This window comes from Ensifer adhaerens, assembly GCF_002940685.1.
Classification (GTDB): Bacteria; Pseudomonadota; Alphaproteobacteria; order Rhizobiales; family Rhizobiaceae; genus Ensifer; species Ensifer adhaerens_E.
This window is the reverse complement of sequence record NZ_PNFP01000005.1, coordinates 167546-182543: the sequence shown is the minus strand read 5'-3', so window position 1 is coordinate 182543 and position 14998 is coordinate 167546. Positions and strand designations below refer to the sequence as shown.

Here is a 14998-nt window from a genome sequence, read left to right as displayed (position 1 = left end):
AAAAAGAGCCGCGGAAAGCGGCTCTCAAGGTAAAACAGGGAGAAAAATCAGACCCATTCGCCAGTCGGAGAAATTGTCTGAAACCGGAAAGCTCCGGATGCCCTGACAATCGCAGATAATGCTTAATGCCGCGTTAAGTGCGCTCCGTTCTGCTGCGGTGCGACCTTGTGCCGCCGGATCAGCGAAACAGGTTCTCGGCGGCCGAGCGGCTGGCGGATTTGCGTGTTCGCTCCGCCTCCAGCCGGGTGATCTCCTCGCTCAGGAGCGCGATGCGCTGCGTCAGCTCATCGACCGACAGCAGCGCGAGATCGCTGCCGATTTCATGGGCCACCTTCTTCTGCGGCCGATCGTCGTCAAACAGGCTCATCCGACTGGTCCTCCCATTCCGGACGCTTGTCCGGCTCGTTGCGTGCTTCTTCCAGCGGGGCTGCGCGCGGCGAAAGCTGCAGGCTTTCGGGCGTCGTCGGCGCCACGGCATTGACCGGCGAGAAGGCGTCGCGGTCGGAGACCGGAACCGGCGCGCGCATCCGGCTGCGGATAATGGCATAGGCCGTGATCAGGATATGGGCGCAGGCGGTGATCATGAACAGACCATAAGGGCCTGCCGCCGTCATGACCGGACCGCCGATCGTCGGGCCGATGATGGTGCCGATGCCGTAGAGCAGCAGCAGGCCGCCGGACACCTTGACGAAGTCCTCCGCCGTCGCGAAGTCGTTGGCGTGCGACACGGCGATCGGATAGAGCGCGTTGGCCGCAGCACCGTAGATCGCGATCAGCGTCAGCACGATCCAGACCTGGCTCGGCTCGATCAGGAAGATCAGCAAGCCGGCGAGCGCGCCGATGCCGGCAAGGGCGGCAAGCACGTAGCGCCGGTCGATGCGGTCGGAGAGGCGGCCGGCCGGCAATTGCATGACGGCGCCGGCAAAGATCGCCACGCTCATCATGGCGGCCACGGTGCTGTCGGAAAGGCCTGCCTGGCGACCGAAGACGGCGCCGAGCGTGCCGAAGGCGCCGTTGGCGATGCCGACGAGCAGGATGCCGAGGAAGGAGACCGGCGAGTTCTTGTAAAGGCCGCGCAGATCGAGGCGTACCTGCTTCAGCGGCTGCGGCGAGGCGGCCTTGGACAGAAGCGTCGGCAGCATGGCGACGCAGTAGAGGATGCCGCAGATCATGAAGAAGATGGTGGTCGACGTATCACCGAACGGGATCATCATCTGGCCGCCGACGACGCCGAAGAGGGTGATGGCGATATAGAGCGAGAAGATGACACCGCGGCTCTCGTTGGTCGCGCGCTCGTTCAGCCAGCTTTCGATGATCATCGAGGTGCCGGCCGTTGAAAAACCTGTCAGCGCTCTGAGGATCAGCCACGAGGTCGGATCGATCAGGATGCCGGTGAGCAGCGCCACGATGGCGATGAGCGAGGCAAAGACGCTGAAGGCGCGCACGTGGCCGATGCGCTTGACCACGGTGGGGGCGAAGAAACAGCCGAGAACGAAGCCGGCAGCCCAGGATGTGCCGATCAGGCCGAGGATGGTGGTGGGATAGCCTTCAGCGGTGCCGCGCACGGGAAGAAGAAGTCCCTGCAGACCATTGCCCAGAAAGAGAAACAGCGTGCCGAGCAGGAGGGCGGCGACCGGGAGCAGGTTATTTCTCATCATTCATCCGAAATTCGTTCTGCCGTCAGCAAGTTAGGGCGGTGCCTGGTGAATTGCCAGACGATTTCTGATTGCAGCGCCTGGCGTTGCCGCAGGTCTTGTCCTTCGATCGGAGACGAATGACGCAACATGCGGCGGCCGGTCATTGCAAATCGCCCGCGGAAACACTAGCCCTTTTTGCTAGGCGCAACGTATCGCTAGTCCTTGGGAGAGACGGTGCTGCGTGCGACGAACAGTGCCGGCGTTTGCGAACGCGTCGCCGGTCGAGGCAGCCTCCCGGTAGACGAGGGCAACATGCAGAAGGCGATCGCCCTTTTTCTGCTCCTGATCATGGCCGTTCAGCTCATCTGGCCGATCGGCATTCCGGGGCTGCGCCACCGTCGCGATTTCTGGAAGGTCGCGGTCTTCGCCATCGTGATGATGATGGTCACGGTGCTGATCCGCCCGTAGCGCCAGCACGCGCGACGCAACTCCCCGTTACCTTTGGAACTCCATCGCCACCGGTCCACCGTTACTTTGGTTGCGAAACCTGTCGTTTCAACCAGAAAAGGGCGCAGGACAGATGGGAAAGAAAGCGCTAAAGTGCGCACTTCATTCGGGAGATGATTTCGAGGGTTTCTTGGAACGCCGGCTTGCCGCCATTCTCGCTGCCGATGTCGTGGGGTACAGTCGCCTGATCGGCGCTGACGAGACCGGCACGCTGGCCGCGATGAAACGGCACAAGAGCGAACTCGTCGATCCGAAGATCAGCCGCCACAAGGGACGCATCGTCAAGCTCACCGGCGACGGTATCCTGGTCGAGTTCGCAAGCGTCGTGCACGCGGTCGCCTGCGCCGTCGATATCCAGCGCGGCATGCTTCTGCGCAACGAAAGCGTATCGCCGCTGAAGCGTATCGAACTCAGGATCGGCGTGCACCTCGGCGACATCATTGTCGAGGATGGCGACATCTTCGGAGACGGCGTCAATGTCGCCGCACGTCTCGAGGGCCTCGCCGAGCCTTCGGGCATCGCCGTGTCGGCATCCGTGCGCGATCATGTCGGCTCACGCCTGGATGTCGGCTTCATCGACAAGGGCGAACACACGCTGAAGAACATCGCCGCCGGGGTTCACGTCTATTCGATTGCACTCGGCGCGCCGACCAAGGTCGCGTCGGCGCCGAACGGCTCGTGTCCGGTGGTGCTCGACGACGGCTACGGGCTCTCGGTTGGCGTGCTTCCCTTCACCAATATGAGCCATGATCCGGAGCAGGAGTATTTCTCCGACGGCATCACCGAAGACATCATCACCGATCTCTCGAAGATTTCGAAGCTGCACGTCGTCGCCCGCAACACGGTGTTCACCTACAAGGGGCGCTCGGTGAAGGTGAAGCAGGTGGCCCAGGAACTGGGCGTCCGCTACATCCTCGAGGGCAGCGTGCGCAAGGCGGGCGCGCGGGTGCGCATCACCGGCCAGTTGATCGATGCGCTCACCGGCACGCATCTCTGGGCCGACCGCTATGACCGGGACCTGACCGATATCTTCGCCATTCAGGACGAAATCACCCATGCGATCGTCGACCAGCTCAGGATCAAGCTGTTGCCGGCGGAGAGGCGGGCGATCGAAAGCGACCCGACCACAAGCGTGGAGGCCTATACCTACTACCTGCGCGGCCGCCAGTTTTCCCATGCCTGGACGCGCTCCTATCTCCTGCTCGCGCGGCGCATGTTCATGAAGGCGGTGGAGCTCGATCCGGATTTCGCCCGCGCCTATGCCGGCATTGCCGATTGCGAGTCGGCGCTTCGCGACTGGCACGAGGACGAGTTCCCGCTGCAGGGCATCCTGTCCATGGCCGACAAGGCGCTGGCACTCGATCCGAACCTGGCGGAGGCACATGCGTCCCGCGGCCTCGTGCTGCACCAGGACGGCCAATGCGAGGAAGCGGTCGCAGAGTTCGAGCAGGCGCTGGCGCTGGATGCAGGGCTCTACGAGGCGAACTTCCACTATGGCCGCTTCCTGTTCATGCAGGGCGCGTTCGAAATGGCGATCCAGTTCTTCAAGCGCGCCGCCGACATCCGTCCCGACGATTACCTGTCACCGATCCACCTGATGAGCGCCTATCGCACGCTCGGCAGGGATGCCGAGCGCGCGCAGTGGGCGCGCATCGGGATCGCGCGGGCGGAGCGGGCGCTGGAACTCAATCCCGAGAACTCAGGACCGGCGCATCGCGGCGCGCTGGCGCTTGCCCATATGGGCGAGGCCGACCGGGCGCGGGAGTGGGCGGCGCGGGCACTGGCGATCGATCCCGACGACGTGGTCGCCCGCTACAACACCGCCTGCGTCTACTGCATCCTCGGCGATATCGACGCGGCGCTCGACCTTCTCGAAACCTTGCTGCCGCAGAGCTCGTGCTACCAGCTTCTCTGGTTCAAGCAGGATTCCGATCTCGACGCGGTTCGCCATCATGTTCGCTTCCAGGCGATGGTCGAGGCGATCGCGAAATGCGAGGCGGGCTTGCGCTGAGCCGCCGGACAGTCGCTTCCGCCCGGCGGTCCGCGATTTGCGGTCAATGGTGTGCCTGGCGCGATCCTTGAGGGGCGCTGGCGCGCCCGGCCGTCAGCCACCAGATCGCCGCCCCGGTCACGAACAGCATGACTGTCGCCACCATCACGACAGCGGCAAATGCCCCTTCGAAGGCGAGGCGGGCACGGGTCGCCAGCTCGCGCGCCACATCCGCCGGCAGCTTCTCGGCGAGAAGCAGGGCTTCGTCGAGGCTGTCGCGCGCCATCGGCGGGATCGCGGCACCCTCCGGCAGGACGAGGAAGGCGGTGTAGACGATCGACATGACGGTGCCGAGCACCGCGATGCCGATCGCACCACCAAGCTCGAACGAGACCTCTTCTATCGACGCGGCCATGCCGGCCCGTTCCGGAGGGGCGTTGAACATGATGGCGCTGGAGGCGGCGGTCATCGACGCACCGATGCCGAGGCCGAGAACGACGAGGGTGACGATCTCGGCGATCGCGCCGGTCTCATGAACGAGCAGGTAGCCGCCAAGACCGAGGGCCGCCAGGATGAGGCCCGAGCGCAGCACCACCTCGGCGCCGAGGCGCGGTAGCAAGGTACCGGTCAGCGGACCCGCAACGAAGGCCGCAAGTGGAATCGGCAGGATGAAGAAACCGGCCTCGAGCGGCGAAAAGCCCTCGACCAGCTGCAACTGCTGGCTCAGCACCAGTTCGATGCCGACGATCGAGGCGGATGCCACCAGCGCGGCGGCAACGCCGGAGGAAAAGGCGGCATTGCGAAAGAGGCTGAAATCGATCAGCGGATGCGGGCTGCGGCGCTGGCGGCGCACGAAGAGAAAGAGCGCGATCGCGCCGATCACTGCCGCAGCAAGACCCGCTTCCAGCGACGGCTCGCGCTTGCTCGTTTCCTTGACGGCATAGGCAAGGCCGATGAGGCCGACCATGATCTGCAGCGAGCCGATCGCGTCCCACGGATGTTTCGGATTGCCGGCGTTGTTCGGCAGCACGACGAGGCCGAGCACGAGGGCGATCGCGACGACGGGCACGTTGATGAGGAAGACCGAGCCCCACCAGAAATATTCGAGCAGGAAGCCGCCGAGCACCGGGCCGATCGCCGCGCCGCCGGAAGCGATTGCTGCCCAGACGCCGATCGCCAGCGCCCGCTCGCGCTCGTCGGTGAAGGTGAGCCGGATGATCGACAGCGTCGCCGGCATCATGAGCGCAGCGCCGACGGCGAGCAGGACGCGACCGCCGATCAGGATCGCCGGTGTCGGCGCATAGGCGGCGATCAGCGAGGCGATGCCGAAGACCGCAAGACCGGCGATAAAGGGCTTCTTGTGGCCGAGCCGGTCCCCAAGCGTGCCGAGTCCGGGCAAAAGGCCGGCGACGACCAGGGCATAGGCGTTGACAATCCAGAGCTTCTCGGTCGCGGTGGCGCCGAGGTCATGGGTCAGGCGGGGAAGGGCGGTATAGAGCACCGTCATGTCGACGACGATCAGAAAAAGGGCGCTCGATACGATGGCGAGTATGAGCCAGCGATTTTGCGGAAGCATGGTACACCTCAGTGGCCGCCCACAGGGAATTGACGGCAGGGTCTTGTTAACATCAGGATCATTATTTAAATACATACGTATGGATTTGAAATAGGAAGTCAAGATGGGACGGCGACGAACAATCGATCGGGACAAGGTTCTGGACGCGGCGGAGGCGGTTGTGAGGTCCGTCGGCGCGGCCGGACTGACGATCGATGCCGTCGCCAAGGCCTCCGGCATTACCAAGGGCGGCGTGCAGTATTGCTTCGGCAACAAGGACGGCCTGATCGACGCGATGATGGAGCGCTGGTTCAACGAGTTCGACACCGCGGTTGCGGCGGAGGGCGGCGACGATCCTGATCCGGTCAAGGCGATGCGCGCCCATGCGTCTGTGACGGCCCGAATGAACACGGCCGACAATGCCCGCACATCGGGCATGATGGCTGCGCTCCTGCAGCGCGAAGAACACATGGCCAAGAACCGCGCCTGGTATCGCGCCCGCCTCGACGGTCTCGATCTGTCGACGGAGAAGGGGCGCAAGGCGCGGCTTGCCTTCCTTGCGAGCGAAGGCGTCTTCCTGCTGCGCGGCTTCGGCTTCGTCGAGATGGACGACGCCGAATGGCAGGATATGTTCGCCGATATCCTGAAGCTCCTGCCTGAGCCCGACGGCGCCTGAGCGGTGTCGGCCGAAAGGCTAGAACATGTCGCGCAAAAGTGCGCAGCGGTTTTGCGATAACGACATGCGCTGAATCAATAATTTAAAGCGCACGGAGCGAATCTGAGAGATCGCGACGCGCTTTAGAGGTCGACCAGCCCGCGCATGGCGCTGACGCAATGGCCGGAAAGGCTGACCTTCCGAACGACGCCACCCTGCTTTCGGACACTTGCCCCGATGAGGCTGCGGCGGCCCATCTCCACACCCTGCTCGATAGTGATTTCGACATCGATACCCTCTTCGGGGATGAGCGAGACGAGATAGGCGGAAAGCGCTGCCGAGGCGCTGCCGGTTGCCGGGTCCTCGTTGACATTGTCGAGCGGTGCGAACATGCGCGCCCGGACCTGCCACGGCGCCTCTTTCGAGCGAGCGTAGAGGAACAGGCTGAAACTGTCTTCCTCGGGTTTGTAGCGCTGATTGGCCGCCTGGAATGCGGTGACGTTGGGCCTGGCCGACGAGAGCGTCGCGATATCGCTGATCTCGGCGACGGCGAAGGGCAGACCGACGGACAGGCGGGTCGGCGCATGGACGCGTGTGCTGACGGCGTCGGCGGCAAGTGAAGCGCAGGCCGCGATCGTGTCTGCGTCGATCTCAGGGCCGACGGCCAATCCGCGCGGAACGACGATGCTGGCGCCGATAACCTCGCCCTTTTCCCTCAGCAACGTCGCCTCGACCAGGCCCGCCTTTTCCTCGAAGCGCAGGACGTCGCCGGGCGCGCGGCCGAAGATTTCCTTCTGTCGGCCGAGCACGAAGGCGGTGCCGACATTCGGGTGGCCGGCAAAGGGGATTTCCGTCGTCGGTGTGAAGATCCGGACTTCGGCCGTGTTGGCGAGGTCGCGCGGCGGCAGCACGAAGGTGACTTCGGAGTAGCCAAATTCGGTCGCGATCGCCTGCATCTCTCGGTCGCTCAGGCCGCGCGCGTCGGGCATGACGGCCAACTGGTTGCCGGCAAAACGCTCGGATGTAAACACATCGACGGTGACGTAGGCGACGGATCGGGGAGCGGTCATGGTCTCGGCTTTCGCTGGAGTTGGCTGCGAAGCCAAGGCTTATTCCAGCCTCTCCAAGGGGCAAAGGCTGCAACTTGTCTCCGTGACAAGTTCGATCGGGGCGGGCCTGCAGCTCATGTCTCTCCGCCGGTTCCGTGAAGGCTCCGGCAAACGGTCCCAGCCAGGGAAAAGAAAGGGGCCCGTTGGGGCCCCTTTGTCATTGTCTGCCCCGCCTGGCTCAGGCGGCTTTCTCCAGATCCTTCTTCCACGTGCCCTTGGCCGCAAGGCTGCACATTTCGGCGCGATGGGCGAAGGCGCGCTGGCCGGCGGCGATGTTGTCGGCCTTGCCGTGCCAGGCATTGAGCGCCTCCTGCTGCAGGGCGCGGCCATAGGAGAAGGTGAGCTTCCACGGCAGGTCGTGGCTGGCGTTCATCGCCGAGAGATGGGCCGTCGCCTCTTCGGTTGACTGGCCGCCGGAGAGGAAGGCGATGCCCGGCACCGCCGAAGGCACCGTGCGCTTCAGCACGCGGATGGTGCGCTCGGCCACTTCGGCGACGGACGCCTTGCGCGCCTTCTTGCCGTCGATCACCATGCTGGGCTTGAGGATCATGCCTTCGAGTTTCACGCGCATGGCCGCCAGTTCCTCGAAGGTGGTGCGCAGCGTCCACTCCGTCACCTCCTCGGAGCGATCGATCGAGTGGTCGCCCGGCGCGCCGTCCATCAACACTTCCGGTTCGACGATCGGCACGATGCCGGCTTCCTGGCAAAGGGCGGCATAGCGGGCAAGCGCATGGGCGTTTGCGCGCACCGCACCGGGGCTCGGCAGCGTATCGGAGATGGCGATCACGCCGCGCCATTTGGCAAAACGCGCACCGGCCTCGTAATACTTCGCCAACCGCTGGGCGAGGCCGTCGAGACCCTCGGTGATCGTCTCGGCCGGAAAATTGGTCATCGGTTTGGCGCCGGCGTCGACCTTGATGCCGGGGATCGAGCCGGCGGCCCGGATGATGTCGACAAGCGGCGTGCCATCGACCGCATGCTGGAACAGGGTTTCTTCATAGAGGATGACGCCGGAAATATACTTGCGCATCGCCTTGTCGGCGCGCAGCAGCATCTCGCGGTAGTCGCGCCTGGAGGTCTCGGTGGATTCTAGGCCGATCGTATCGAAACGCTTCTTGATTGTGGCCGTCGACTCGTCGGCGGCAAGCAGGCCCCGGCCGTTAGCGACCATGGCGACAGCGATGTCTTCCAATCTTTCCGTCATGCTTTTTCTCCCTAGACAACGCCGATCGTCAGGATCAGGCGGGTACTGAAACAAACAGCTTCGGACCGACGGCGCACTGGGCGGCCGCCACGCTCCAAACGAGGGCGCGAGTAACAGGCGAAATTGTCCAGGAAAATGGCAAGAAAAGCGACTGAAACGATTTAAAATTTTTTAATCGATTGAATAGTAACGATTTTTTCTTGAAAGACTGGCGCGCGGCGGTTGTGCCGCGCGCCAACTGTAAGGCTTACTTCTGCTTCAGGATGTCGACGCCCGGGAGCGGCTTGCCTTCCATCCACTCGAGGAACGCGCCGCCGGCGGTCGAGACATAGCTGAAATCGTCGGCGACTTCGGCATGGTTGAGCGCCGCAACCGTGTCGCCACCACCGGCTACCGAGACCAGTGAACCCTGGCGGGTGCGGGCGGCGGCATGCTTGGCAACGGCGACGGTCGCCTTGTCGAAGGGAGCGATTTCAAAGGCGCCGAGCGGGCCGTTCCAGACGAGCGTTTCGGCCTTGGAGATCCAGTCGTTGACGGCTGCGATCGACTTCGGGCCGACGTCGAGAACCATGGCATCGGCGGGGATGGCGTTGATGTCGACCACTTCGTTGTCGGCGCCGGCCTTGAACTCGCGGGCGATCACGCCGTCTTCCGGCAGAACGATGGCGCAGCCGGCCTTGTCGGCAGCCGCGATGATCGCCCTGGCGGTGTCGGCGAGGTCATGCTCGCAGAGCGACTTGCCGACATTGACACCCTTGGCGGCGATGAAGGTGTTGGCCATGCCGCCGCCGATGACGAGCGCATCGACCTTGGTCACGAGGTTCTGCAAAAGGTCGATCTTGGTCGAGACCTTGGCGCCGCCGACGATGGCAACGACAGGGCGCTTCGGCTGGCCGAGGCCCTTTTCCAGCGCCTCGAGCTCGGCCTGCATGGTGCGGCCGGCATAGGCGGGCAGATGGTGCGCGAGGCCTTCGGTCGAGGCATGGGCGCGATGCGCAGCCGAGAAGGCGTCGTTGACGTAGATGTCGCCGTTGGCGGCAAGCGCCTTGACGAACTCGGCGTCGTTCTTTTCCTCGCCCTTGTGGAAGCGGGTGTTTTCGAGCAGCAGCACGTCGCCGTCGCTCATCTCGGCGATGGCGTTCTTGGCCTTGTCGCCGACGCAGTCGGCGCCGAAGTGGACGCGCTGGTCGAGCACGTCCTCGACGGCGGTCGCGATCGTCTTCAGCGACATGTCCGCGACCGGCTCACCCTTCGGACGGCCGAAATGGGCAAGCAGGATGACCTTGGCACCCTTCTCGGACAGTTCGCGGATGGTCGGGGCGACGCGCTCGATGCGGGTTGCGTCCGTCACCACGCCGTCCTTGACCGGTACGTTGAGGTCGACGCGCACCAGCACGCGCTTGCCGGCGATGTCGGTCAGATCGTCGAGGGTCTTGAAAGTCATCAGATGGTCTCCGGTGATAGTCTCTGGAAAAGGGTGGGATAGTCGATGACGAGGCCGTCCTCGTCCACGGGCAGGTCCGCTCTAAAGCTGCGGTCCTCGGCCTCGTAGCGGTAGAGCCTGAAATCATCGAGGCAGGTGTAGTGCTGGCCGTCGACCACGGGTTCGAACGTGTCGAACGGCACGTAGAGCATCTTCAGCCTGGCGGTGCCGGACTGGCGATCGAGCTTGAGGCGGCGGATCGGCAGCGTGTTGGTGAAGGGCGTTCCGGCGAGGTCGATGTCGATGCAGCCGTCGAACTCGGGGAGGGGGAGGCCTCGCGCCGTCAGCCATTGTCCCGGCACGTCCGAGCGCAGATGCAGGCTGCGGCCGTCGGTCGTGTCGATCATCAGCTTGCGAACGTGCCAGCCGTCGTCACAGTCGATCCGGTAGCGCACGCCATAGGGCGTGCCGCCGCGGCTGCCGATCAGAACGCCAACGGCGCGGATGACCGCGCCGTCGGTTGTTTCGATTTTCGTCAGCGTCAGGTGTTCGAGCCCTTCCCCTTCCAGCGGACGCCAGCGGACCGTCGTTGAGGAGAGGGCGCGAAACATCTGTCTTAGATGAGCTTGGCGAAGGCGATCGCCGTGTCGGCCATGCGGTTCGAGAAGCCCCACTCGTTGTCGTACCAGGTGAGGATACGCACGAAGTTGCCTTCGACGACCTTGGTCTGGTCGATCGCGAAGATCGAGGAGTGGCTGTCATGGTTGAAGTCGCGCGAAACGAGCGGCTCTTCCGTGTAGCCGAGAACGCCCTTCAGCGCGCCGTTGGCGGCAGCCTTGATGGCGTTGGTGATTTCCTCGACCGAGGTGTTGCGCTTGGCGACGAACTTGAAGTCGACGACCGAGACGTTCGGGGTCGGGACGCGGATCGACGTGCCGTCGAGCTTGCCTTTCAGTTCCGGCAGAACCAGGCCAACGGCCTTGGCGGCACCGGTCGAGGTCGGGATCATCGACAGAGCGGCAGCGCGGGCGCGGTACAGATCCTTGTGCATCTGGTCGAGCGACGGCTGGTCGTTGGTGTAGGAGTGGATCGTGGTCATGAAGCCATGGTTGATGCCGATGACATCGTTCAGGACCTTGACGACCGGAACCAGGCAGTTCGTCGTGCAGGATGCGTTGGAGATGACCAGGTGGTCCTTGGTCAGCTGGTCGTGGTTGACGCCGTAGACGACCGTCAGGTCGGCGCCGTCGGCCGGAGCCGAAACGATGACGCGCTTGGCGCCGGCCGTCAGGTGGGCTGCAGCCTTGTCGCGGGCGGTGAAGATGCCGGTGCATTCCATCGCGATGTCGACGCCGAGTTCCTTGTGCGGCAGCGTTGCCGGATCCTTGATCGCGGTCACCTTGATCGGCTTGCCACCGTTGATGGTGATCGTGTCGCCTTCGACCTTGACCTCGGCCGGGAAACGACCGTGGATCGAGTCATAGCGCAGCAGGTGAGCGTTGGTCTCAACGGGGCCGAGGTCGTTGATCGCAACGACTTCGATGTCGGTGCGGCCGGATTCGACGATGGCGCGGAGCACGTTGCGACCGATGCGGCCAAAACCGTTGATGGCGACTTTCACTGTCATGGGGTCTCTCCCTGTCTGAATGACGTGGTACGAAAAAAAGCGGGGCGCACCTTCCGGCGCGCCCCGCAGATTGATCAGGCGAGCTTCGTTTCCGCAGCGGCGACCACCGCCTCGGGCGTGATGCCGAAGTGCTTGTAAAGCTCCTTATAGGGGCCGGAAGCGCCGAAGGACGACATGCCGATGAAGGTGCCATCGCTGCCGATGAAGTGATCCCAGCCCTGACGGATGCCGGCCTCGACGGCGATCTTGACCGGCGAATTGCCGATGATCGCCTGCTGGTAGTCTTCGCTCTGCTCGGCAAAAAGCTCGAAGCAGGGGACGGAGACGACACGGGTCGAGATGCCCTTGGCGGTCAGCGTCTGGCAGGCCTTGACGGCGATTTCGACTTCCGAGCCGGTCGCGAAGATCGTGACCTTGGCGTCGGCGGCCGAGATCAGATCGTAGGCGCCGCGGGCGCAGAGGTTCTCTTCCTCATACTCGGTGCGAACGGCCATCAGGTTCTGGCGGGTCAGCGCGATGCCGGACGGACGGTTGTGGCTTTCGAGCGCCAGCTGCCAGCACTCGGCCGTTTCCGTGGCGTCGGCCGGGCGGAACATCAAGAGGTTCGGGATGGCGCGCAGTGCTGCCATATGCTCGACCGGCTGGTGCGTCGGGCCGTCTTCGCCAAGGCCGATGGAATCGTGCGTCAGCACGTGGATGACGCGGATGCCCATCAGAGCGGCCAGGCGGATCGACGGACGGCAGTAGTCCGAGAAGATCAGGAAGCCGCCCGAATAGGGGATGACGCCGCCATGCAGCGCCATGCCGTTCATGGCAGCGGCCATGCCGTGTTCACGCACGCCCCAGTGGATGTAGCGGCCGGAGAAATCGTCAGGCGTGATCGACTTGGTCTGGCTCGTCTTGGTGTTGTTCGAGCCGGTGAGGTCAGCCGAGCCACCAATGGTTTCGGCGAGAACACCGTTGATGACTTCGAGCGCGTCCTCGGAAGCCTTGCGGGTTGCCGGCGACGGCTTGGTTTCGGCGAGCTTCTTCTTGTAGTCGTCGATGGCGGAAGACAGACGGCCTTCGAGTTCGCCGGAGAAGCGGCGAACGAACTGGGCCTTCTTCTCGGCCTCGCTCTTTTCCAGGCGGTCTTCCCATTCCTTGCGCGCCTTGGTCGAGCGCAGGCCGGCCAGACGCCAGGCGTCGAGCACGTCGGAGGGAACGACGAAAGCTTCGGCTTCCCAGCCGAGCGCCTTGCGGGTGGCGGCGATTTCCTCGGCGCCGAGCGGCGAGCCGTGGACCTTGTGGGTGCCGGCCTTGTTCGGTGCGCCGAAGCCGATCGTCGTCTTGCAGGCGATCATCGTCGGCTTGTCGGACTTCTGGGCCTGGTCGATCGCAGCGGCGATCGCGTCCGGGTCGTGGCCGTCGACGGCAATGGTGTTCCAGTTGCTGGCGCGGAAGCGAGCGTGCTGGTCGGTCGAGTCGGCGATCGAGATCGGGCCGTCGATCGAGATGTTGTTGTCGTCCCAGAAGACGATCAGCTTGTTGAGCTTCAGGTGGCCGGCGAGCGAAATCGCTTCCTGGCTGATGCCTTCCATGAGGCAGCCGTCACCGGCGAGCACATACGTATAGTGCTCCATCAGGTCGGAGCCGAACTCGTCGCGCAGCTTGCGCTCGGCGATCGCCATGCCGACGGCGTTGGCGATGCCCTGGCCGAGCGGACCGGTGGTCGTCTCGATGCCGGCAGCATGGCCATATTCCGGGTGGCCGGCGGTGCGGGCGCCGAGCTGGCGGAAGTTCTTGATCTCGTCGATGGAGATGTCTTCGTAGCCGGTCAAATAGAGCAGCGAATAGAGCAGCATCGAGCCATGGCCTGCCGACAGCACGAAGCGGTCGCGGTTCGGCCAGGAGGGGTTCTTGGGGTCAAAGCTCAGATAGCGCGTAAAGAGGACTGTCGCTATGTCGGCTGCACCCATGGGCAGGCCAGGGTGGCCGGAATTTGCCTTCTCGACGGCATCCATGGAGAGGAAACGGATCGCATTCGCCATCCGGTCGTGTTTTTCGCGAGAGATCATGACTGTTCCGTTTGCGTTCGGTGGTCAGGGAACGGTCTCTATCCTCCAAAGACCGCGCAAGAAGCGGCTGACACATAGCAGGTGCGCCGTGCGAGTCAACAAATACGGGGCTTCCGCGGCCATTTGACGGCAGGCTGCTCCGGGCCCCGTTCCGGAGCTTGTCCCGCATTGCAACAAGCCTATCGCACTGCCGTTGAGGAAAGCCGGCTACGCAATCCATCCACAGCTTCCGCTGTTGTTTGCAGTACTTGGCATTGTTGAGACTTACGTAATAGGTTTAAAAAAGATCGAGCCGAAGCGGCGGACGGGATTCGGGCGATTCGGCCTCACGGGCGAGGTATTCGGAACACATGCCGGCAAAGACTGTCAAAGCGGCGATCGACGAACTGCGAAATGCAGTGCAATCCCTGGAGAATGCGATCGACGGTCGGTTTGACAGGGAGCGGGACTTCAGCGAGTTCGAGGGCGAGGTGCGACGCGTCAACACCGACCGGTCGCGGCTGGCGCAGGAGCTCGACCAGTCGCAGTTCCGGGCAAACCGGCTCGAGGAGGTCAACCGCGAGGTTTCCCGTCGCCTCGTGACGGCGATGGAAACCATTCGGGCGGTGCTCGACCGCTAGGAACAAGCGACATGGCGCAGGTGACAGTTTCGATCGACGGCAAGGCCTATCGCATGGCCTGCGAGGAAGGGCAGGAAGATCATCTGATCGAGCTTGCCACCAATTTCGATCAGTATGTCGGACACCTCAAGAGCCAGTTTGGCGAGATCGGCGATCTGCGCCTCACCGTCATGGCCGGCATCATGGTCATGGACGAGCTCAGCGAGGTCAATCGCCGGCTGAAGAAGCTCGAGGCCGAGGTCGGGAACCTGACGGACGGTCGCGACGCCGCTCTTTCGGATCAGATGAAGAACGAGGAGGCGCTGGCCTCGGCGCTCAGCGAAGTGACGCAACAGATCCACGGCATTGCCGCCAAGCTGAACGGCCGCCCCACAACGCCGTCGAGCTGACGAGGTTTCGTCGGCGAGCCACTGGCGCGAAGCACCGAGACACTTTATATATCGGCTGCGGTCTGCGCTTCCCGACAGGAACCACAATCCCCGGGGCCATACTCGATCCTAAGGGAGCTGTCCCTGTCCGGACCCGTGGGTTCGGACACACGGCGCCCACCTACTTTGTAGGCACCCGGGATCGTAAACTATCCATCGGTTGTGTGGATCGCACTTCTTCCCCTG

At 63.7% G+C, this 14998-nt stretch carries 15 protein-coding genes and 1 other RNA gene; 6 read left to right on the top strand and 10 right to left on the bottom strand.

Annotated features, from left to right (window positions below):
• Positions 1–178: 178 nt before the first annotated feature.
• The 3 genes from C1A35_RS11905 to C1A35_RS35910 are packed head-to-tail and all read right to left on the bottom strand — an operon-like array spanning position 179 to position 1801.
• The gene (locus C1A35_RS11905; RefSeq protein ID WP_104664528.1) at positions 179–367 is read right to left on the bottom strand and encodes a DUF1192 domain-containing protein; all 189 of its coding nucleotides are present in this window, start codon (positions 365–367) and stop codon (positions 179–181) included.
• Positions 354–1655 (bottom strand): MFS transporter, encoded by a 1302-nt coding sequence (locus C1A35_RS11900; protein WP_104664527.1) that lies wholly within the window; start codon positions 1653–1655, stop codon positions 354–356. Before C1A35_RS11900 ends, C1A35_RS11905 begins: the two co-directional genes overlap by 14 nt.
• On the bottom strand, positions 1655–1801 hold the full coding sequence (locus tag C1A35_RS35910; RefSeq protein ID WP_158665054.1) for a hypothetical protein: 147 nt from the start codon (positions 1799–1801) through the stop codon (positions 1655–1657). The genes C1A35_RS11900 and C1A35_RS35910 overlap by 1 nt, the downstream gene beginning before the upstream one ends.
• Before the next feature lie 70 nt (positions 1802–1871).
• On the opposite strand from C1A35_RS35910, the gene C1A35_RS11895 reads away from it, so the two are divergent.
• Together C1A35_RS11895 and C1A35_RS11890 are read left to right on the top strand one after the other, a co-directional pair.
• The gene (locus C1A35_RS11895) at positions 1872–2105 is read left to right on the top strand and encodes a hypothetical protein (RefSeq protein ID WP_104664526.1); all 234 of its coding nucleotides are present in this window, start codon (positions 1872–1874) and stop codon (positions 2103–2105) included.
• A 169-nt stretch (positions 2106–2274) separates the two neighbouring features.
• Positions 2275–4155, top strand: coding sequence for a TPR end-of-group domain-containing protein (locus C1A35_RS11890; protein WP_234822852.1), 1881 nt, complete (start codon positions 2275–2277; stop codon positions 4153–4155).
• Between the two features lie 43 nt (positions 4156–4198).
• Here C1A35_RS11890 and C1A35_RS11885 read toward each other — a convergent pair whose 3' ends face one another.
• Complete coding sequence (locus tag C1A35_RS11885) at positions 4199–5710, bottom strand: MFS transporter (RefSeq protein WP_104664524.1); 1512 nt, start codon at positions 5708–5710, stop codon at positions 4199–4201.
• Between the two features lie 103 nt (positions 5711–5813).
• Here C1A35_RS11885 and C1A35_RS11880 point away from each other — a divergent pair, with 103 nt between their 5' ends.
• On the top strand, positions 5814–6365 hold the full coding sequence (locus C1A35_RS11880) for a TetR/AcrR family transcriptional regulator (RefSeq protein ID WP_104664523.1): 552 nt from the start codon (positions 5814–5816) through the stop codon (positions 6363–6365).
• A 122-nt stretch (positions 6366–6487) separates the two neighbouring features.
• Here the strand turns inward: C1A35_RS11880 and C1A35_RS11875 are convergent, their stop codons facing one another.
• The 6 genes from C1A35_RS11875 to tkt form a co-directional block, all read right to left on the bottom strand.
• Entirely contained in the window at positions 6488–7414 is a 927-nt protein-coding gene (locus C1A35_RS11875; RefSeq protein ID WP_104664522.1) for a PhzF family phenazine biosynthesis protein, read from the bottom strand.
• A 217-nt stretch (positions 7415–7631) separates the two neighbouring features.
• Positions 7632–8657: a class I fructose-bisphosphate aldolase gene (locus C1A35_RS11870; RefSeq protein ID WP_104664521.1), complete on the bottom strand. Its 1026-nt coding sequence runs from the start codon at positions 8655–8657 to the stop codon at positions 7632–7634.
• Between the two features lie 247 nt (positions 8658–8904).
• Entirely contained in the window at positions 8905–10101 is a 1197-nt protein-coding gene (locus tag C1A35_RS11865; RefSeq protein WP_104664520.1) for a phosphoglycerate kinase, read from the bottom strand.
• Entirely contained in the window at positions 10101–10691 is a 591-nt protein-coding gene (locus C1A35_RS11860) for a putative glycolipid-binding domain-containing protein (RefSeq protein WP_104664519.1), read from the bottom strand. Before C1A35_RS11860 ends, C1A35_RS11865 begins: the two co-directional genes overlap by 1 nt.
• 5 nt (positions 10692–10696) lie before the next feature.
• Positions 10697–11707, bottom strand: a complete 1011-nt coding sequence (gap, locus tag C1A35_RS11855; protein WP_104664518.1) for a type I glyceraldehyde-3-phosphate dehydrogenase — start codon at positions 11705–11707, stop codon at positions 10697–10699.
• A 74-nt stretch (positions 11708–11781) separates the two neighbouring features.
• Positions 11782–13764 carry a transketolase gene (gene tkt / locus C1A35_RS11850; RefSeq protein ID WP_104664517.1) on the bottom strand — a complete coding sequence of 661 codons (1983 nt, stop codon included), beginning with the start codon at positions 13762–13764 and terminating at the stop codon, positions 11782–11784.
• A gap of 350 nt (positions 13765–14114) precedes the next feature.
• Here tkt and C1A35_RS11845 point away from each other — a divergent pair, with 350 nt between their 5' ends.
• The 3 genes from C1A35_RS11845 (at position 14115) to ssrS (ending at position 14987) form a co-directional block, all read left to right on the top strand.
• The gene (locus tag C1A35_RS11845; RefSeq protein WP_034806184.1) at positions 14115–14384 is read left to right on the top strand and encodes a DUF4164 domain-containing protein; all 270 of its coding nucleotides are present in this window, start codon (positions 14115–14117) and stop codon (positions 14382–14384) included.
• 11 nt (positions 14385–14395) lie between these two features.
• Complete coding sequence (locus C1A35_RS11840) at positions 14396–14773, top strand: cell division protein ZapA (RefSeq protein ID WP_104664516.1); 378 nt, start codon at positions 14396–14398, stop codon at positions 14771–14773.
• Between the two features lie 56 nt (positions 14774–14829).
• Positions 14830–14987, top strand: a non-coding RNA gene (ssrS, locus tag C1A35_RS11835) — 6S RNA.
• The last annotated feature ends 11 nt before the right edge of the window (positions 14988–14998 follow it).

What these genes read in the sequence shown, in the direction of transcription:
- C1A35_RS11905 (WP_104664528.1), bottom strand. Translation starts at nt 367, where the DNA reads ATGAGCCTGTTTGACGACGATCGGCCGCAGAAGAAGGTGGCCCATGAA.
- C1A35_RS11900 (WP_104664527.1), bottom strand. Translation starts at nt 1,655, where the DNA reads ATGAGAAATAACCTGCTCCCGGTCGCCGCCCTCCTGCTCGGCACGCTG.
- C1A35_RS35910 (WP_158665054.1), bottom strand. Translation starts at nt 1,801, where the DNA reads ATGACCGGCCGCCGCATGTTGCGTCATTCGTCTCCGATCGAAGGACAA.
- C1A35_RS11885 (WP_104664524.1), bottom strand. Translation starts at nt 5,710, where the DNA reads ATGCTTCCGCAAAATCGCTGGCTCATACTCGCCATCGTATCGAGCGCC.
- C1A35_RS11880 (WP_104664523.1), top strand. Translation starts at nt 5,814, where the DNA reads ATGGGACGGCGACGAACAATCGATCGGGACAAGGTTCTGGACGCGGCG.
- C1A35_RS11875 (WP_104664522.1), bottom strand. Translation starts at nt 7,414, where the DNA reads ATGACCGCTCCCCGATCCGTCGCCTACGTCACCGTCGATGTGTTTACA.
- C1A35_RS11870 (WP_104664521.1), bottom strand. Translation starts at nt 8,657, where the DNA reads ATGACGGAAAGATTGGAAGACATCGCTGTCGCCATGGTCGCTAACGGC.
- C1A35_RS11865 (WP_104664520.1), bottom strand. Translation starts at nt 10,101, where the DNA reads ATGACTTTCAAGACCCTCGACGATCTGACCGACATCGCCGGCAAGCGC.
- C1A35_RS11860 (WP_104664519.1), bottom strand. Translation starts at nt 10,691, where the DNA reads ATGTTTCGCGCCCTCTCCTCAACGACGGTCCGCTGGCGTCCGCTGGAA.
- gap (WP_104664518.1), bottom strand. Translation starts at nt 11,707, where the DNA reads ATGACAGTGAAAGTCGCCATCAACGGTTTTGGCCGCATCGGTCGCAAC.
- tkt (WP_104664517.1), bottom strand. Translation starts at nt 13,764, where the DNA reads ATGATCTCTCGCGAAAAACACGACCGGATGGCGAATGCGATCCGTTTC.
- C1A35_RS11845 (WP_034806184.1), top strand. Translation starts at nt 14,115, where the DNA reads ATGCCGGCAAAGACTGTCAAAGCGGCGATCGACGAACTGCGAAATGCA.
- C1A35_RS11840 (WP_104664516.1), top strand. Translation starts at nt 14,396, where the DNA reads ATGGCGCAGGTGACAGTTTCGATCGACGGCAAGGCCTATCGCATGGCC.